At 46.8% G+C, this 17,173-nt stretch carries 6 protein-coding genes; all 6 read left to right on the forward strand.

What is annotated here, in order from left to right; all coding sequences use genetic code 11:
• The 6 genes from QUA33_RS06395 (at position 1) to QUA33_RS06420 (ending at position 17,028) form a co-directional block, all read left to right on the forward strand.
• Entirely contained in the window at positions 1-3,273 is a 3,273-nt protein-coding gene (locus tag QUA33_RS06395; RefSeq protein ID WP_333147406.1) for an amino acid adenylation domain-containing protein, read from the forward strand.
• Positions 3,274-3,477: 204 nt separating this feature from the next.
• Positions 3,478-5,166: a pyridoxal-dependent aspartate 1-decarboxylase PanP gene (gene panP / locus QUA33_RS06400; RefSeq protein ID WP_333147408.1), complete on the forward strand. Its 1,689-nt coding sequence runs from the start codon at positions 3,478-3,480 to the stop codon at positions 5,164-5,166.
• Complete coding sequence (locus QUA33_RS06405) at positions 5,153-6,697, forward strand: condensation domain-containing protein (protein ID WP_333147409.1); 1,545 nt, start codon at positions 5,153-5,155, stop codon at positions 6,695-6,697. The genes panP and QUA33_RS06405 overlap by 14 nt, the downstream gene beginning before the upstream one ends.
• Before the next feature lie 173 nt (positions 6,698-6,870).
• Entirely contained in the window at positions 6,871-7,920 is a 1,050-nt protein-coding gene (locus QUA33_RS06410; protein WP_333147412.1) for a TauD/TfdA family dioxygenase, read from the forward strand.
• Positions 7,921-7,942: 22 nt separating this feature from the next.
• Positions 7,943-11,182: an amino acid adenylation domain-containing protein gene (locus QUA33_RS06415; protein WP_333147414.1), complete on the forward strand. Its 3,240-nt coding sequence runs from the start codon at positions 7,943-7,945 to the stop codon at positions 11,180-11,182.
• Entirely contained in the window at positions 11,179-17,028 is a 5,850-nt protein-coding gene (locus QUA33_RS06420; protein WP_333147416.1) for an amino acid adenylation domain-containing protein, read from the forward strand. The genes QUA33_RS06415 and QUA33_RS06420 overlap by 4 nt, the downstream gene beginning before the upstream one ends.
• The last annotated feature ends 145 nt before the right edge of the window (positions 17,029-17,173 follow it).

The raw sequence follows: 17,173 nt of genomic DNA on the forward strand, positions 1-17,173 counted from the left end.
ATGATCAAAGGCAATATCGAAGATTTTTATCCCCTCTCCCCAGCGCAGCAGGGCATTCTCTTTCATTCTCTTTACCAGCCAGAATCGGGCGTATATTTCGGGCAACTGCTGTGCGTATTGCGCGGCGATCTCAATGTTTCTGCATTTAGAAATAGTTGGCAAAAAGTTGTAGAGCGACATCCCATTTTGCGGACTTGTTTCGTGTGGGAAAATTTGAAAGAACCCGTGCAAGCGGTACGCAAGCAGGCTGCATTATCTTGGCAGCAGATGGACTGGCGATCGCTCTCTGCGTCGGAACAACAACAGCAGCTAGAAATGTTCCTAAAAGCCGATCGAGAGCAGGGCTTTGACTTGACATCAGCTCCCTTGATTCGCATTGCACTGGCGCAGTTAGAAACAGATACTTTTCAGTTTATTTTGAGCCACCACCACTTAGTTTTAGATGGGTGGTCGCTGGCGATCGTGCTTGAGGAAGTTTTTGCATTTTATCAAGCCTTCTCCCAGGGCGAGGAATTGCACCTCAAACGCCCTCGCCCTTATCGGGATTACATCGCGTGGCTGCACCAGCAAGATTTATCTGCGGCTGAGTCATTTTGGCGGCAAACTCTCAAAGGTTTTGCAGCTCCAACTGCGATCGCCCGATGCAATATTGTCGCGGGAAACCGTTTAGAAAGTAGTGGCGAACAGCAGGTGATATTTTCTGCAACAGCCACCGCCGCACTGCAATCTGCAGCGCGCCAGCATCAGCTAACATTAAATACCCTCGTACAGGCAGCTTGGGCGCTACTTTTGAGCCGATATAGCAGCGAGGAAGATGTAGTTTTTGGTACGGTTGTTTCCGGGCGACCGCCAGAGTTAATGGGTGCTGAATCGGTAGTGGGACTGTTCGTAAATCCTCTGCCAGTGCGCGTAAAAATTAACCCACAGGATAGTATTTTATCCTGGTTGAAAGAACTCCAAGCGCAACAAGTTGAGGCGCGGCAGTATGAGTTTACCCCCCTCGTTGAGGTACAGGGATGGAGCGAAGTTCCTCGGAGTTTACCTTTATTTGAGAGTTTTGTCGTTTTTGAGAATTATCCCTCGGATGCTTCTTTGCAGGAGAAGATTCACAACTTAAAAGTAGAGAATATTCGCTCCTTGGAAACAACGAATTATCCTCTAACGGTGATGGCGATGCCCGGTGCGGAATTGACGCTGAAAATTATTTTCGATCGTAGCTACTTTGAGGACAGTGCGATCGCGCGGATGCTCAAACACCTGCAAACTTTACTGGAAGGAATGGCTGCCAATCCTCACCAAAAACTATCCAATTTATCCTTATTAAGCGCCCCTGAACAACAACAATTACTTGTCCAGTGGAACAACACCCAAGCGGATTACCCAAAAAATTCCTCAATTCACGAATTATTTGCAGCACAAACAGAGCGAACCCCAGATGCAGTGGCTGCAATTTGCGAAAATGAACAATTGACTTACCGCGAATTGAATGCCAAAGCCAACCAAATCGCGCATTACCTGCAATCTCTAGGTGTAAAACCCGAAGTTTTGGTGGGAATTTGCTTAGAGCGATCGCTCTCGATGCTAGTAGCGATTTTGGGCATTTTAAAAGCAGGTGCCGCTTACGTTCCTCTCGATCCTGCTTATCCCCAAGAACGCCGATCCTTCATGCTGGCCGACGCAAAAGTTCCGGTGCTTTTGACTCAAAAAAACCTCCTAGAAACCCTCCCCGAACACAGCGCTAAAGTCGTCTGTATCGACGCCGAATGGCAGGAAATTTCCCGCCAGAGCGATCGCAACCCCGCTGTTAAAGTAGAAGCCGAAAACCTCGCTTACGTCCTCTACACTTCCGGCTCGACAGGCACTCCCAAAGGCGTACTCGGCACCCACCGAGGCACAGTCAATCGCTGTTTTTGGAACCCCTACCCTTTTATAGAAGCAGATATTTGCTGTCAAAAAACGTCCTTAAATTTTGTCGATTCGGTTTGGGAAATTTTTGCTCCTTTGCTGCATGGGTTGCCCACTGTCATTATTCCCGATCGAGCCGTCAAAGATATTAACCAATTCCTTCAAACCTTATCAAAGCAAAATGTAACGCGACTGGTTTTGGTTCCTTCTTTGTTGCGCGCTATCTTAGATTCCTTCCCCGATTTAGACAGGCGTTTGCCTCAATTAAACTATTGGATTTGCAGCGGAGAAACTCTGCCGGTGGAACTTTGCCAGCAATTTCGAGAGCAGATGCCCCAGCGGGTATTAATCAATCTTTATGGCTCTTCGGAAGTAGCTGCGGACGTGACGTGGTACGATGCAACTCACTGTGTCGAGAAAGTGCCAATCGGTCGCCCGATCGCCAATACGCAAATTTACCTGCTCGATCGCAATTTGCAGCCCGTTCCCATAGGAATTCCCGGCGAGATTTACGTCGGCGGCGATGGATTAGCCCAGGGCTACTTAAACCGCCCCGAATTAACCTCGGAGAAATTCATTTCTAATCCGTTTGGGCAAGAAAAATTAGATTTTGTCGGTAACTCTCATCAAAAACTTTTTTTCAAAACAGGCGATATTGGTTGTTACCTGCCGGATGGTAGTATAGAATTTCTGGGCCGTGGCGATTGCCAAGTAAAAATTCGCGGTTTCCGCATCGAACTCGGAGAAATAGAGGCAGCACTTTCTCAACATTCTTCTGTGTCCACCGCTGCTGTTTTGCTTCAAGAAAATGCACCGGGCAGTCAACGCCTAGTCGCTTACCTAGTTCATAACTCAGGGTTCAGAAATCAGCACCCAGAACTTATTTCCGAACTGCGTTCATTCTTGAAGCACAAACTGCCCGATTACATGGTGCCTTCAGCTTTTGTGCTATTAGATGCGCTGCCACTAACGCCCAACGGAAAAATTGACCGCCTCGCCTTATCTCAAAGGTGCGATCGCGTTTCTGATGAAACAGCCTTCACTGAGCCACAAACGCCCACAGAGGAAGAAATTGCTGAGATTTGGACTGCTCTTTTAGGGCTAGAAAAAGTAGGAAGTAACCAAAACTTTTTTGACCTCGGCGGTCACTCTCTGATGGCAACACGGTTAATATCGCGAGTGCGATCGTGCTTTGGGGTAGAGTTAGCGATGTGCGATTTTTTTGCCGCTCCCACCATTCGGAATTTAGCTGAACTAATCGAGGAAGAAATTCTGGCCAATGCCGATGCTAACCAGATAGATAAATTGCTCGATTTCTTAGAAAAGAGTGAGGGAGAGTCAGCACAAACTGTGATGCTGACTGAGTAAACATCGGGTGGCTAAAAAAACACAAAAACCCCTTTGCTTTTTAAGGGTTAGGTGGGGAATTGGAGATTTAAAAATCCCATTTAATATCCATTCCGCTTGTATCGGAATGATTAAACCGCAGAGGACACAGAGGATACAGAGAAAGGGAAGAGAGAGATGAATGATTCCGATGCTAACGGATTTGATATAACAGGATAAGTTCGCATGAATAAACTAACAGTAAAAGCCCAAAATTCTCACGATGTAATGGAGCCATTAAAAGCCTCTATTACCCCAGTTGAAGAAAAGTTAATGGAGCTATTCAGTGCCTCAGAAAAGTCATTTTTGGCAGAAGAAGCAATGGAGGAGCGAATTTCTGCCCTAGTTCAAGACTTTTTGTACGCAAAAACCGCTAGTACATATATTGACTTAGAGTTAATTATTCAGCAGTTTACGGAAAACAAAATTCCCGCCCTTCCTACAGATGTTGGTAATTATATCGATGATTTGACCCAAACCCTCGTTGCCCATTCCATTCACACCTCTTCGCCCCGATATATCGGTCACATGACGAGCGCACTTCCCTATTTTGTGCGCCCGATCGCGAAGCTTTTAATCGCGATGAATCAAAATTTAGTCAAGATGGAAACGGCCAAAATTTTAAGCCCCTGCGAGCGCCAGACTTTGGCAATGATGCACCGATTAATTTACGATTTTTCTGAGGATTTTTATAACCAGCACATTCAAAAAAGTGACAGCACGCTCGGTATCATGACAACGGGCGGCACCCTAGCTAATATCACAGCTATGTGGTGCGCTCGCAACGCTTCTTTAGGGCCAAAAAATAACTTTAGCGGCATTGAAAAAGAAGGCTTGTACGCAGCTTTAGAGTTTTACGGCTACAAGGGAATGGTGATAATCGGCTCCAGTTTGATGCACTATTCTTTTGAAAAGGCTGCCGGTTTATTAGGCATTGGCGATCGCAATCTCCTAAAAATTCCCACCGATTCCAATCACCGTATGGATTTGGCAGCGCTGCGCCAAACTGTAGCCGAATGCCGCGATCGCAATCTGCACATTCTGGCAATTATCGGTGTTGCAGGCAGCACGGATTCGGGAAGTATCGATCCGCTTCCAGAAATAGCGGCGATCGCGCAAGAAGCAAACGCTCACTTTCACGTCGATGCCGCTTGGGGTGGCCCCGTGCTTTTTTCCGAGCGTCACCGACACAAATTCGCAGGTATTCAACTAGCAGATTCCGTCACCATAGATGGACACAAACAAATGTATTTGCCAATGGGAATTGGCCTGGTTTTATTCCGCAATCCCCAAACCGCCAAAGTTATTGAAAAACACGCGCCCTACACGGTGCGAAAAGATTCCATCGATCTAGGTAAGCGCTCTCTCGAAGGCTCTCGACCAGGTGTGAGTTTGTTCTTGCAAGCAGCGTTGAATATCATCGGCCATCAAGGCTATGAGTTTTTGATAGATGCAGGCATCCATAAAACGCAGCACTTGGCTAATTTAATTCGGGAAAATCTAGCATTTGAATTGCTGCTAGAACCAGAAATTAATATTCTTTTATACCGCTACATTCCAGAAACATTCAGGGAAAAAGCCGCCAAAAAACAACTGGCCGAAGCAGACAACCACTTCATTAATCAATTTAACGAGCGCCTTCAGGAAGTCCAGCGGCGAGCCGGCCACACCTTCGTATCGCGAACAACCTTGCAAAACACCTGTTATGGCAAAACCGTTCCCATTGTTGCTTTTCGAGTCGTCCTTGCCAACCCCCTCACCACTGAAGCAGATATCAATTTTGTTTTAAACGACCAGCTAAAAATAGCAGCAAAGCTTTCCTTAACTATCACAAACAGCGACCACTGCGAGGAGGTGAATTATGATGTCTACTAATCGTTCAGAACGACTGAAAAACCTCTCGCCCCAGAAGCGAGCGCTCCTTCTCAAAGCATTGGGCAAAGAGGCCGTACAGGCTGAGCAATCTAAGCGCATTCCCAGGCGATCGCAGCAAAATTATGCGCCCCTTTCTTTTGCCCAGCAACGGCTGTGGTTCCTCGATCGATTGTCTCCCGAAAACCCTGCCTACAACCTTCCTGCTGCTGTGCATTTGCAAGGACAATTAAATTTATCAGCACTGCAACAAACACTCAATGAAATTGTCCGGCGTCACGAAGTTTTACGGACTGCTTTTGCAGAAGTAGACGAGCAACCTGTCCAACTGATTTCTTCTTCCTTAAATTTCGCTTTGTCGGTGGTAAACTTGCAACATTTACCAGAAACTGAGCAGCAAGCTGAAATTGAGCAGCGTACTCTTGAAGAAGCCCAACGCCCCTTTGATTTAACGCGAGATCCCTTACTGCGTGGCACTCTCCTGCAACTTGGTTCGGCAGAATATGTGTTGCTGCTGACGATACACCACATTATTTCTGATGGTTGGTCTATGGGGGTTTTGGTGCGAGAAGTGGCCGCACTTTATGAAGCTTTTTCCACTGACAAACCCTCTCCGCTGCCCGAACTTCCCGTGCAGTATGCCGACTTCACCAGTTGGCAGCGGCAGCATTTCCAGGGAGAGAAATTAGAAAAACAGCTCGCTTATTGGAAACAGCAATTGGGAGGCGGTTTAGCTGTGCTGTCAACTGATAGGCCGCGCTCTCCCGTGCAAACTTTCCGAGGATCGCAGCAATCTTTTGTGGTTTCTGCTTCTTTAACTGAAAGGATGAAAACCCTCGCCCAGCAACAAGATGTCACCCTATTTATGACCTTGTTGGCAGCATTTCAATCCTTGCTATCCTGCCAAATAAAGCAGGATAACCTCGCGATTGGCTCTCCCATTGCCAATCGCAACCGCCTGGAATTAGAGGAGCTGATTGGATTTTTTGTCAATACTTTAGTGCTGCGAATTGACACCGCAGGTAATCCTACTTTCCGCGAACTACTCGGTCGAACACGCGAGGTAGCGTTAGCAGCTTACGCTCACCCGGATGTCCCTTTTGAAAAGCTCGTCGAGCAATTGCAGCCGGAGCGAAATCTCAGCTATAACCCGCTGTTTCAAGTGTGGTTTGTACTCCAGAATGCACCCATGCCACCCCTGGAGTTAGCTGGTTTGACCTTGAGCATTCTGGAATCCGATGTCGGTATGTCGAGACACGACTTAAGCCTCACTCTCTGGGAGACTTCAGAAGGAATCCAAGGCTTATTTGAGTACAAAACAGACTTATTTGAGGCTGCGACTTTTGCCCGAATGGTGAGAGGTTTTCAAATCCTTCTCAACCAGGTAGTCATCCAGCCAGATATCAGGATCGACGAGTTGGCAGAAATTCTTGCCGAAGCAGAAAGGCAGCACCAAATTGAACAGCAAAAACAAATTCATCTTTCGGGAATTCAAAAATTAAAAATGGCTAAACGCAAAGTTATGAAAAGTTGAAAATGATGGCTCATATCAATTCCGGTTGCATTGGAATGATTAAACCGCAGAGTACGCAGAGAACGCAGAGGAAGAGAACAGAGAGATGAATAGTTCCGATGCTAACGGATTTGATCTCAATCTCTCAGGTTTTTTCGGGAAAAAGAGATAATTTTTTCACCAAACCAAAAACTATGACAAATACAGAAACAAAGAATCTCAATTCCCAAAAGTTAGGATTGGTTAGGCGCAAAGCCGTCAGCCTATCCTCAGAGGAATTAGTCAAAACCGCCTACCTCCAGCCCGAAAACCTTCTACCTCTAGTTGTTCAGCCAACAGTAGAAAAATTAAATCTCGCGGGTTGGGCACAGAACAATCGCTCATCAATTGAAACACAGTTATGGAACCACGGAGGAATACTTTTTCGAGGCTTTGAAGTCGGCGGGGTGAATGGTTTCGAGCAGTTTATTCAAACTCTTGCTGGCGACTTGTTGGAATATTCTTTTCGCTCAACTCCGCGTAGCTTGGTGAGCGGAAATATCTACACTTCCACCGAGTATCCTGCCGAGCAATTCATCCCGTTGCACAATGAAATGGCTTATTCTCGCAATTGGCCGCTGAAAATTGCTTTTTTCTGCGTTAAAAAAGCCGAACAAGGAGGAGAAACTCCGATCGCTAACAGCCGCAAAGTGTTTGAAAGCCTGGATTCAAATATTAGAGAAAAGTTTGCCCAAAAAAAGGTTATGTATGTGCGAAATTACGGCGGTGGCGTAGATTTGCCCTGGCAAAATGTCTTCAATACTGATAGCAAAATTGAGGTAGAAGAGTATTGCAAAAAAGCGGGAATTGAGCTAGAATGGAAAAGTGGCGATCGCTTGAGAACTCGGCAAATATGTCAAGCTGTCGCTGGGCATCCAAAAACGCAGGAAATGGTGTGGTTTAATCAAGCTCACCTCTTCCACATTTCCAATCTAGAACCCGTCGTTCGCAAAGAGCTTTTAACTTCTTTCAAGCAGGAAGATTTACCCCGCAATGCTTATTACGGCGATGGCTCGCCCATTGAAGATTTTATATTAGACGAAATTCGTCGCTGCTATCAGCAAGAAACGATAGTTTTCCCTTGGGAAGAAGGAGATGTCTTGCTGCTAGATAATATGCTAGCCGCGCACGGACGCACCCCATTTTCTGGTTCGCGTCGAGTTGTTGTCGGGATGGCAGAACCGTTTAGCTGTCAAGACATTTAGACCCATGAAAGGAACAGTAGATATGCAAAAGGAAACAATTGAAGGGTTTAGACTTTCTCCACAGCAACGGCACCTGTGGGAGTTACAGCAAAATAATCCTAAACAGACCTATCGCGTTCGAGGTGCAATTTTAATTACCGGAAACCTCGATCGAGAGCTTTTTACAAGGGCGCTGCAAAATGTCGTAAATCGGCACGAAATCCTGCGGACTAGCTTTCACTGCTTGCCTGGGATGACACTACCCCTGCAAGCGATCGCCTGCACTGGTGAAGTTCCTATCTCAGAATACAATCTCAGCGGTTTGTCTCCTGAAGAACAAGAGGCTAAAATTGCAGCGCTTTTTCAGCAACTAAACCTGCTTCCTTTTGATTTTGATCGCGGCCCACTTTGGCATCTCTCTTTAGTCACTCTGGCGCAAAACAAGCAGCTATTGCTGGTGAACTTCTCTGCCTTAATTGCAGATAGTGCCACCCTGAAAAATTTCACCCGCGAACTCAGTCTTTCCTACTCAGCCTGTGCGGGCGGGGAAGAGTTCTCTGATGAGTCAATGCAATATGCCGATATTGCTGAGTGGCAAAATGAGCTACTCGAATCAGAAGAAATGGCAATCGGCCAAGAATACTGGCGAAAGCTGAACATTGAATCTTTGGATTTATTAACGCTTCCTTGGGAAAAGAAGAATTCAGAAGCGGAATTTTTGCCGCTAGTAGAAAGGGTGGAAATTCCGGGTGATTTGTTGAACAGCCTGGAAGCGATCGCCCCAAAGCACAAAAGCGATATTTCTGCCTTCCTGCTGACTTGCTGGCAAATTCTCATTTGGAGGCTTACCAGAGAGCAAAACCCGATAATCGGCGTAGCGATAGACGGCAGAAAATATGAAGAATTAGAACACTCTCTGGGGCTGCTGTGCAAATACTTACCCCTACGATGCCTAGTGCAAGACGAGTTGACTTTCTCACAATTGAAGCAGCAAGTTGAGCTTAATCTCCACGAGATGTACAACTGGCAAGAATATTTTAGCTGGGAAGAAATCCTAGAAAACGAAAAAAGCAGCAGCTTTTGGCCCGTCTGCTTTGACTTCCAAGCAGAGCCTAAGAACTATGGTAATTCAGACGTTTCATTTTCCCTTGTTCGGCAAGATGCCTGCCTAGAGCCATTCAAACTCAAGCTCTCCTGCCTCCGCCTGTGCAATTCCATAAGCGCTGAATTTCACTACGATTCCGCTTTATTTGCTGCGGCAGATATAAAGCACTTGTCACAACACTTTCAGGCGCTTTTAGAAAGCACAGTCAAAAATCCAGAAGTCGCTATCAGTCAGGTAGACATACTGAGCGATCGCGATCGTCACCAGCTTCTCGTCGAGTTCAACCAAACCCAGAAAGATTACCCGACAGACAAATGTGTTCACCAGCTTTTTGAAGAACAAGCCGATCGCGCGCCAGACAGCATTGCCGTCATCTTTGAAAACCAAACAATCACCTACCGAGAACTAAACCATCGCGCCAATCAACTCGCCCATCACCTGCAAAACTTGGGAGTTGAACCAGAGGTCGTTGTTGGCATTTGCCTCGATCGCTCCTTAGAAACAATCCTAGGAATGCTGGGCGTACTCAAAGCCGGTGGTGCCTATTTACCCATCGATCCAACGACCCCAATAGAGCGCAAAGCCCTAATGCTAGAAGACGCTCAGGTGAAGGTTTTGCTCGTACAACAGCGGCTCATCGAAAGCTTGCCGAAAACTCAGGCAAATATTGTTTGCATCGATACAGACATTCCCACTGTTTCTGCATCTTACACCCCTCGCGCCTCTTCAGACAATTTAGCTTACGTCATCTATACTTCCGGTTCCACTGGCATCCCCAAAGGAGTCGCGATCGAACACCGGCAACTGCTCAATTACCTGCACAGCATTCAGGAAAAATTAAACCTACCAGCCGATGCCAGTTTTGCTACCGTTTCCACCTTCGCCGCCGACTTAGGAAACACAGCGATTTTCCCCGCCCTTTGTTTCGGCGGTTGCCTGCATATTATCTCCCAAGAACGCGCCACCGATCCAGAGGCACTGGGTGAATATTTCTGCCGCCATCCCATCGACTGCCTCAAAATAGTTCCCTCTCACCTAGCCGCCCTTTTAAATTCCTCTCAACCCCAGTCAATTTTGCCTGGTAAACGGCTTATTTTAGGAGGTGAATCTGCAAACTGGAGCTTAATTAAAACACTTCGCAATCTTGCTCCCACTTGCTCAGTATTCAATCACTACGGGCCAACAGAAACAACTGTAGGTGTCCTGACTTATCAAGTCAAATTTGATAAAATTGGGTGCGATTTTGACACAGTTCCACTCGGTCTTCCGATTGCCAACACTCAGATTTATATCTTGGATTCTTACTTGCAGTCGGTGCCGATAGGCGTACCTGGTGAACTGTACATCGGCGGTGATAATTTGGGGCGCGGATATCTTAACCGCCCTGAATTAACCGCAGAAAAATTTATTCCCAATCCCTTTGACACGCAAGCAAAGACGCGACTGTACAAAACCGGCGACTTGGCTCGCTATTTGCCAGACGGAAACATCGAATTTATCGGGCGAATTGACGACCAAATAAAAATTCGCGGTTTCCGCATTGAATTGGGAGAAATTGAGGCGATGCTGGGGCAACATCCAGATATCGCGCAGGCTGTAGTTGTGGCGCCAGAAGACGAGATGACACAAAAGCGCCTCGTGGCTTATTTGATTTCCGAGCAGAAACAAGCACCTACCCACAAGGAAATTCGCAATTTTTTAACGTCAAAATTGCCGGAGTACATGGTGCCTTCTGCTTTTGTGATACTCAAAAGTTTTCCTTTAACTTCTAACGGAAAAGTAGACCGACGAGCACTGCCCGCACCTGACGAAATGCGACCGGAGTTGACAGGAAACTTTGTCGCGCCTCGCACAAATATCGAGGAAGTTTTAGCCGCTATCTGGGCTGAAGTTCTCAAACTTGAAAAAGTCGGCATTTACGACAACTTTTTTGAATTAGGAGGGCATTCCCTATTAGCAACTCAAGTAATTTCCAGAGTGCGCCAAGCATTTCAAGTCGAGTTGCCTTTGCACCGTTTATTTGAGTCGGGCACTGTCGCCGATTTTGCTATAGCGATCGCCCAAAAGCAAGTCGAACAAACAGACAGTGAAATGCTCGCTCAAGTTTTAGCAGACCTCGATCAAGTGTCAGAAGCACAAATTCAGGAAATTCTCGCCCAACAAGGAGTCAGCAAATGAGTGATTTAATCGAACGCATCGCGGCTCTTTCTCCTGAAAAGCGCGAGTTGCTGTTGCAGCGACTCAACCAGAAAAAAGAAAGCGTTTCGCTAGAAAAAATTCAGCCTCAGAGTCGAGAGTCTAACACTTTTCCTCTGTCATTTGCTCAACAGCGATTGTGGTTTTTTGAGCAACTAAATCCAGGCAACTTTACCTATCACATCCCCGCCGCCGTGCGTTTGACGGGAACACTCGACGCGACATCTCTCGATCGCAGTCTCAACGAACTTGTCAAGCGTCATGAAGTTTTGCGAACGGCTTTTAAGACAATAAACGGGCAACCCGTTCAGGCGATCGCTTCCAATCTGGAATTGAAAATTTTAGAAATAGATTTGCGATCGCTTCCTGAAACTGCACGCGATCGCGAAGTAGAACGGTTAATCGTCGCAGAAGCTCAGCAAGCTTTCGATTTGTCAAAAGCACCCTTATTGCGTGCCAAATTGCTGCAATTGAGCGATTCAAACTGGGTGCTGCTATTGAGTACGCACCACATCATTTCCGATGCCTGGTCAATGGGAATATTCATCCAGGAACTCGCCACCTTTTATCAAGCCTTTTCCACTGGCAAACCATCTCCCCTTCCCGAACTGTCGGTACAGTACGCAGACTTTGCAAGTTGGCAGCGCCAGTGGTTGCAGGGAGAAGTTTTAGAGAAGCAGCTTGCTTACTGGAAAAAACAGCTAGGAGGCAATCTCCCGGTACTAAATTTGCCAACCGATCGCCCCCGCTCGGCAGTACAAACCTTCCGAGGTGCGGTGCATAAATTCACCATTCCCAAAGCAATAGCAGAGGAAATGACCCTATTAAGCCAGCGGGAAAAAGCTACTTTATTTATGACCCTACTGGCAGCGTTTAAAACGTTGCTCTATCGCTACACCGGGCAAGAAGATATTTTAGTCGGCTCCCCCATTGCTAACCGCAACCGACGCGAAATCGAGGAATTAATTGGCTTATTTGCTAACACCTTAGTTTTCTGCACCAATCTGTCGAGCAACCCGACTTTTAAAGAGTTACTGAGTCGCGTGCGAGAAGTAGCTCTCGGCGCCTATAACCACCAGGATTTGCCCTTCGAGAAACTGGTAGAAATTATACACCACGAACGAGATTTAAGTCATAATCCCCTATTTCAGGTGTTGTTTTCTCTGCGAAATGTTCGGACGCCGCAGATAAAATTGCCAGGAGTTACATTGAGCAGTTTGGAAATAGAACGGAAAACGGCGAGATTTGATTTAGCTCTTGACCTGGAGGAAGGATTAGAGGGTATTAATGGAACGCTTGAGTATAGCCAAGATTTGTTTGACGCTAGCACTGCACGACGGATAGCCGGACATTTTTTAACCTTACTAGAAAGTATAGCTGCTAATCCCGAACAGCGCATTTCAAATTTGCCAATCTTAACGCAACCTGAACAGCAGCAACTGCTGTTCGAGTGGAACAATACTCAATCGAGTTTTCCGCAAGATAAGTGCATACATGAACTATTTGAAGCGCAGGCAGAGCGGACGCCGGATGCGATCGCTGTCGTCTTTGAAAATGAACATCTGACTTACCGGGAACTGAACAAAAAAGCAAATAATCTCGCAAGTCACTTGCAAAAAATTGGTGTCAACCCAGAAGTTTTGGTGGGAATTTATGTCGATCGCTCCCTAGAAATGATGGTAGGGCTTCTCGGCATTCTCAAGGCTGGTGGCGCTTATGTTCCCCTCGATCCAGCGTATCCACCAGAGCGCCTGGGATTCATGCTGGAAGACGCGAAAATTTCAGTGTTACTCACTCAAAAAAAGCTATTAGAAACCCTGCCAAAAAATAGCGCCTCCCTCGTGTTTCTGGATGCAGATGGGGAAGGCATATCGAGCTGCGACGAGCCAGTCGTGGGTTTACAAAATTCGTCCAATTTAGCCTATGTCATCTATACTTCAGGCTCAACAGGTAAACCCAAAGGAGTGCAAATTTCCCACGCCTCTGTCGTTAACTTCTTGAGTTCTATGCGCCAACAAATCGCGATCGCAGACGGCGATGTTTGGCTAGCAGTAACATCCTTATCTTTTGACATTGCAGCGCTGGAACTGTTCCTGCCTATTACAACAGGTTCTCGCGTTGTTGTAGCCAGCCGAGAAGTAACATCTAACGGGGAAAAGCTTTTAGAAACATTAACAAATTCTGGCGCAACCATTATGCAAGCTACTCCAGCCAGTTGGAAAATGCTTTTAGCAGCAGGATGGCAGGGAAACAATCAATTAAAAATACTGTGCGGGGGAGAAGCTTTACCGCGACATCTCGCCAATCAGTTGCTTTTGCGCGGCGCTTCTGTGTGGAATTTATACGGCCCTACAGAAACCACTATCTGGTCTACTCTGTATCAGGTCGATCGCAAAGATGAATCAGTTTCCATCGGACGCCCGATCGCTAACACTCAAATTTTCATATTAGACCGCTATTTAATGCCGGTTCCCGTTGGGGTATTTGGCGAACTGCACATCGGCGGTGCCGGCTTATCTAGAGGCTACCTAAACCGACCGGAACTGACCGCAGAGAAGTTTATTCCTAACCCCTTTGCAGAAGACCCAATTCATGATTCATATCGTTTCCGGTTGCATCAAAATCATAAAATCGAGTCAACAGTCAACAGTCAACAGTCAACAGTCAACAGTCAACAGTCAACAATCCTTCCGGTGCAACCGGAATTGATATCATTCATCCCTCATCCTTCATCGTTTATTCTCTCAGAACGCCTCTATAAAACCGGAGACTTGGCTCGCTATCTCCCAGATGGAAACATTGAATTTATGGGACGCAGCGACAACCAGGTGAAAGTTCGCGGATTTCGCATCGAATTAGGCGAAGTTGAAGCGGTACTCAGCCAATACCCAGCCGTGCGAGAAGCGATCGCACTGGTTCGAGAAGACAATCCGGGCGACAAGCGTTTAGTAGCTTATATCGTTGCTAACTCAGCACTCAAAACTCAAGACTCAGAACTTATTAATGATTTGCGCTCTTACCTGAAACAAAAATTGCCGCAGTACATGATTCCCTCAGCGTTTGTGCTGCTGGAAGCAATGCCTTTAACGCCTAACGGAAAAATCGATCGGCGATCGCTAAGAGCACCTGACACAAACACAGCGGAATTCGAGAGCAATTTTGCCCAGCCTCGAACTCGCGACGAGCAATTAATAGCAGAAATTTGGGCGGAAGTTCTAGGTTTAGAGCGAGTGGGAATTCACGATAACTTCTTTGAATTGGGAGGTCATTCATTGCTGGCTACTCAGGCGATTTCTCGCCTGCGAGAAGCTTTTCAAGTTGAAGTGCCCTTGCGCTCTCTTTTTGAATCCCCTACCGTCGCAACAGTCACCGAAAGCCTCTTGCAATATCGCGCCGAGCAAAAACTGAAAGCACCCCCCATCAAGCGGGCGTCAAGGCAGGGAGAATTGCCCCTTTCTTTTGCACAACAACGGCTGTGGTTTCTCGACCAATTGCAGCCGGGAAATCCTGCCTATAATATCCCAGCAGCCGTGCGCTTGAAGGGGGCGCTCAATGTAGGCGTTCTAGAGCAAACTTTTCAGGAGATTATCAAGCGACACGAAGCATTGCGGACAACTTTTAATTCGGTGGAAGGACGACCCGCTCAGGTTATTATTTCATCTTTTAAATTCACATTGGCGATCGTAAACTTAAGAGACTTATCGCAAGCGGAACGAGAAGCCGAGGAAATGCGGCTCGCCGCTGAAGAAGCGCGACAGCCTTTTGATCTAACAAAATGGCCGTTACTGCGCGTCACATTGTTACATCTTGACGAGACAGAATACCTGCTGTTACTGACAGTACACCACATCGTAGCTGATGGCTGGTCGATGGGGGTACTCGTGCGGGAAGTGGCGGCGCTTTATGAAGCTTTCAGCAGTGGCAAACCTTCTCCCCTACCCGAACTTTCTGTACAGTACGCAGACTATGCTGTTTGGCAAACAAAGTGGCTGCAAGGCGAAGTTCTCGAAGCAAAACTCGCTGACTGGAAGCAGCAGTTGGGTCAAATTTTGCCCCCGCTGCAATTGCCAGCAAAACAACCGCGTTCTGCTGTTTCTAGCGATCGAGCTGAGATTCAAAATTTCCAGCTCGATCGGCAAGTTTCAGAAGCCCTAAACGCACTCAGTCGGCAACAAAATGTCACCTTATTTATGACCTTGTTGGCAGCACTTCAAACGCTGCTTTATCGCTACACAAATCAAGAAGATATTGTCGTCGGTACAGACCTGGCAAACCGCACACAAGTTGAGACAGAAGCTTTAATTGGTTTCTTTGTCAATATCCTCGTCTTGCGAACCGATATGCGCGGCAATCCTACATTTCGCCAACTGCTCGATCGCGTGCGCGAAGTCACCCTAAAAGCCTACACTCACCAAGATTTACCCTTCGACAAACTGGTAGAAGAACTGCGTCCCGATCGCAGCCTGAATCAAACACCGCTCTTTCAAGTCTTATTCGTCATGCAAAATGCGCCTGTGCCGGCTTTAGAAATGGCGGGTTTAACTTTAATCCCGGTTGCAATTGATAGCGGTACGGCTAAATTTGATTTGGCGCTATTTGTGTCGGAAACAGAGAGAGGAATTGTCGGCAGTTGGAAGTATAATTCCGACCTATTTGACAGAGAGACGATCGCTCAAATGTCAAATCGCTTTGAAACCCTCCTCGGCAGCATTGTGGCGCAGCCTGACAGTCGTTTGAACACTTTAGAAATTCTCACAGAAGCCCAGAAACAGAAACAAGCCATGCAAGAACTAAAGCGTGAAAAAAGCAATTTTAGTAAGTTCAAAAGCGTCAAGCCGAAGCCAGTGGCATTGCCACAAGGCGAATTGATAAAAACCGAGTACCTGCACCCCGACGAACTCTTTCCTTTAGTGGCAAAACCCGCAGTAGCCGATGTCGATCTGGCAGACTGGGCGAAAAATAACCGCGAATTTATAGAGGCAAAATTGCTACAGCATGGAGGGATTCTTTTTCGAGGGTTCATCGGCCCTGTGGTTGCCGCATTCGAGCAGTTTGCACTCTCAATTTGTTCGGAATTATTTGGGGAGTACGGGGATTTGCCACGCGAAGGAGTTAGCGGAAAAGTTTACGGTTCAACTCCTTACCCAGCAGATAAAGCTATCTTATTTCACAGCGAGAGTTCGCACCTGCACCGCTGGCCGATGAAAATCTGGTTTTTCTGCGTTCAGCCAGCGCAACAAGGCGGAGAAACGCCGATTGTTGACTGCCGTAAAATTTACCAGTTGCTAGATCCGAAACTCAGAGAAAAATTTGCCCAAAAGCAAATTATGTACGTTCGTAACTACACAGACGGACTGGATGTAAGCTGGAAAGATTTTTTCCAAACAGAAGACAAATCCGTGGTTGAGGAATACTGCCGACAAGCTGGGATGGAATTTGAATGGAAAGCAGGAAATGATTTGAGAACTCGCAAAATTCGCCCCGCAATTGCCCAGCACCCAAAAACCAAAGAGATGGTATTTTTCAATCAACTTCCCTTGCACCACATTTCCTGCTTAGATGCGGCAACCCGCGCTTCCTTGCTCTCGGTTTTTGGAGAAGAGAACCTCCCCCGCAATGTCTATTACGGCGACGGCACTCCTATTGAAGACTCGGTAATGGGAGAAATTCAGGCAGTCTATCAGCAGGCAACCGTTAGTTTTCCTTGGGAAGCTGGCGACATATTAATGTTAGATAATATGTTGGCGGCTCACAGCCGCAATCCATTTGTCGGGCCGCGCAAAATTGTGGTAGCGATGGGCGAAATGATCGGTGAAGCAGAGATTTAAAAGCTGACTTTTATCCCGCAAAATTCGGCTTTAGCCGACTCTGCTACGAATTGAAAATTGCCAGTATTCGCCACTTCAAAGCCTTTATCCTAGTCTGTTTTAACGGACTCGATATATTAGCCAGGGACTTAATTCCCTGGCGAAC

The organism is Microcoleus sp. Pol14D4 (assembly GCF_036701245.1).
Taxonomy (GTDB): domain Bacteria; phylum Cyanobacteriota; class Cyanobacteriia; order Cyanobacteriales; family Microcoleaceae; genus Microcoleus.

Bases quoted from the DNA above. Each gene is read 5' to 3' on its own strand.
- QUA33_RS06395 (WP_333147406.1), top strand. From the start codon at position 1: ATGATCAAAGGCAATATCGAAGATTTTTATCCCCTCTCCCCAGCGCAG.
- panP (WP_333147408.1), top strand. From the start codon at position 3,478: ATGAATAAACTAACAGTAAAAGCCCAAAATTCTCACGATGTAATGGAG.
- QUA33_RS06405 (WP_333147409.1), top strand. From the start codon at position 5,153: ATGATGTCTACTAATCGTTCAGAACGACTGAAAAACCTCTCGCCCCAG.
- QUA33_RS06410 (WP_333147412.1), top strand. From the start codon at position 6,871: ATGACAAATACAGAAACAAAGAATCTCAATTCCCAAAAGTTAGGATTG.
- QUA33_RS06415 (WP_333147414.1), top strand. From the start codon at position 7,943: ATGCAAAAGGAAACAATTGAAGGGTTTAGACTTTCTCCACAGCAACGG.
- QUA33_RS06420 (WP_333147416.1), top strand. From the start codon at position 11,179: ATGAGTGATTTAATCGAACGCATCGCGGCTCTTTCTCCTGAAAAGCGC.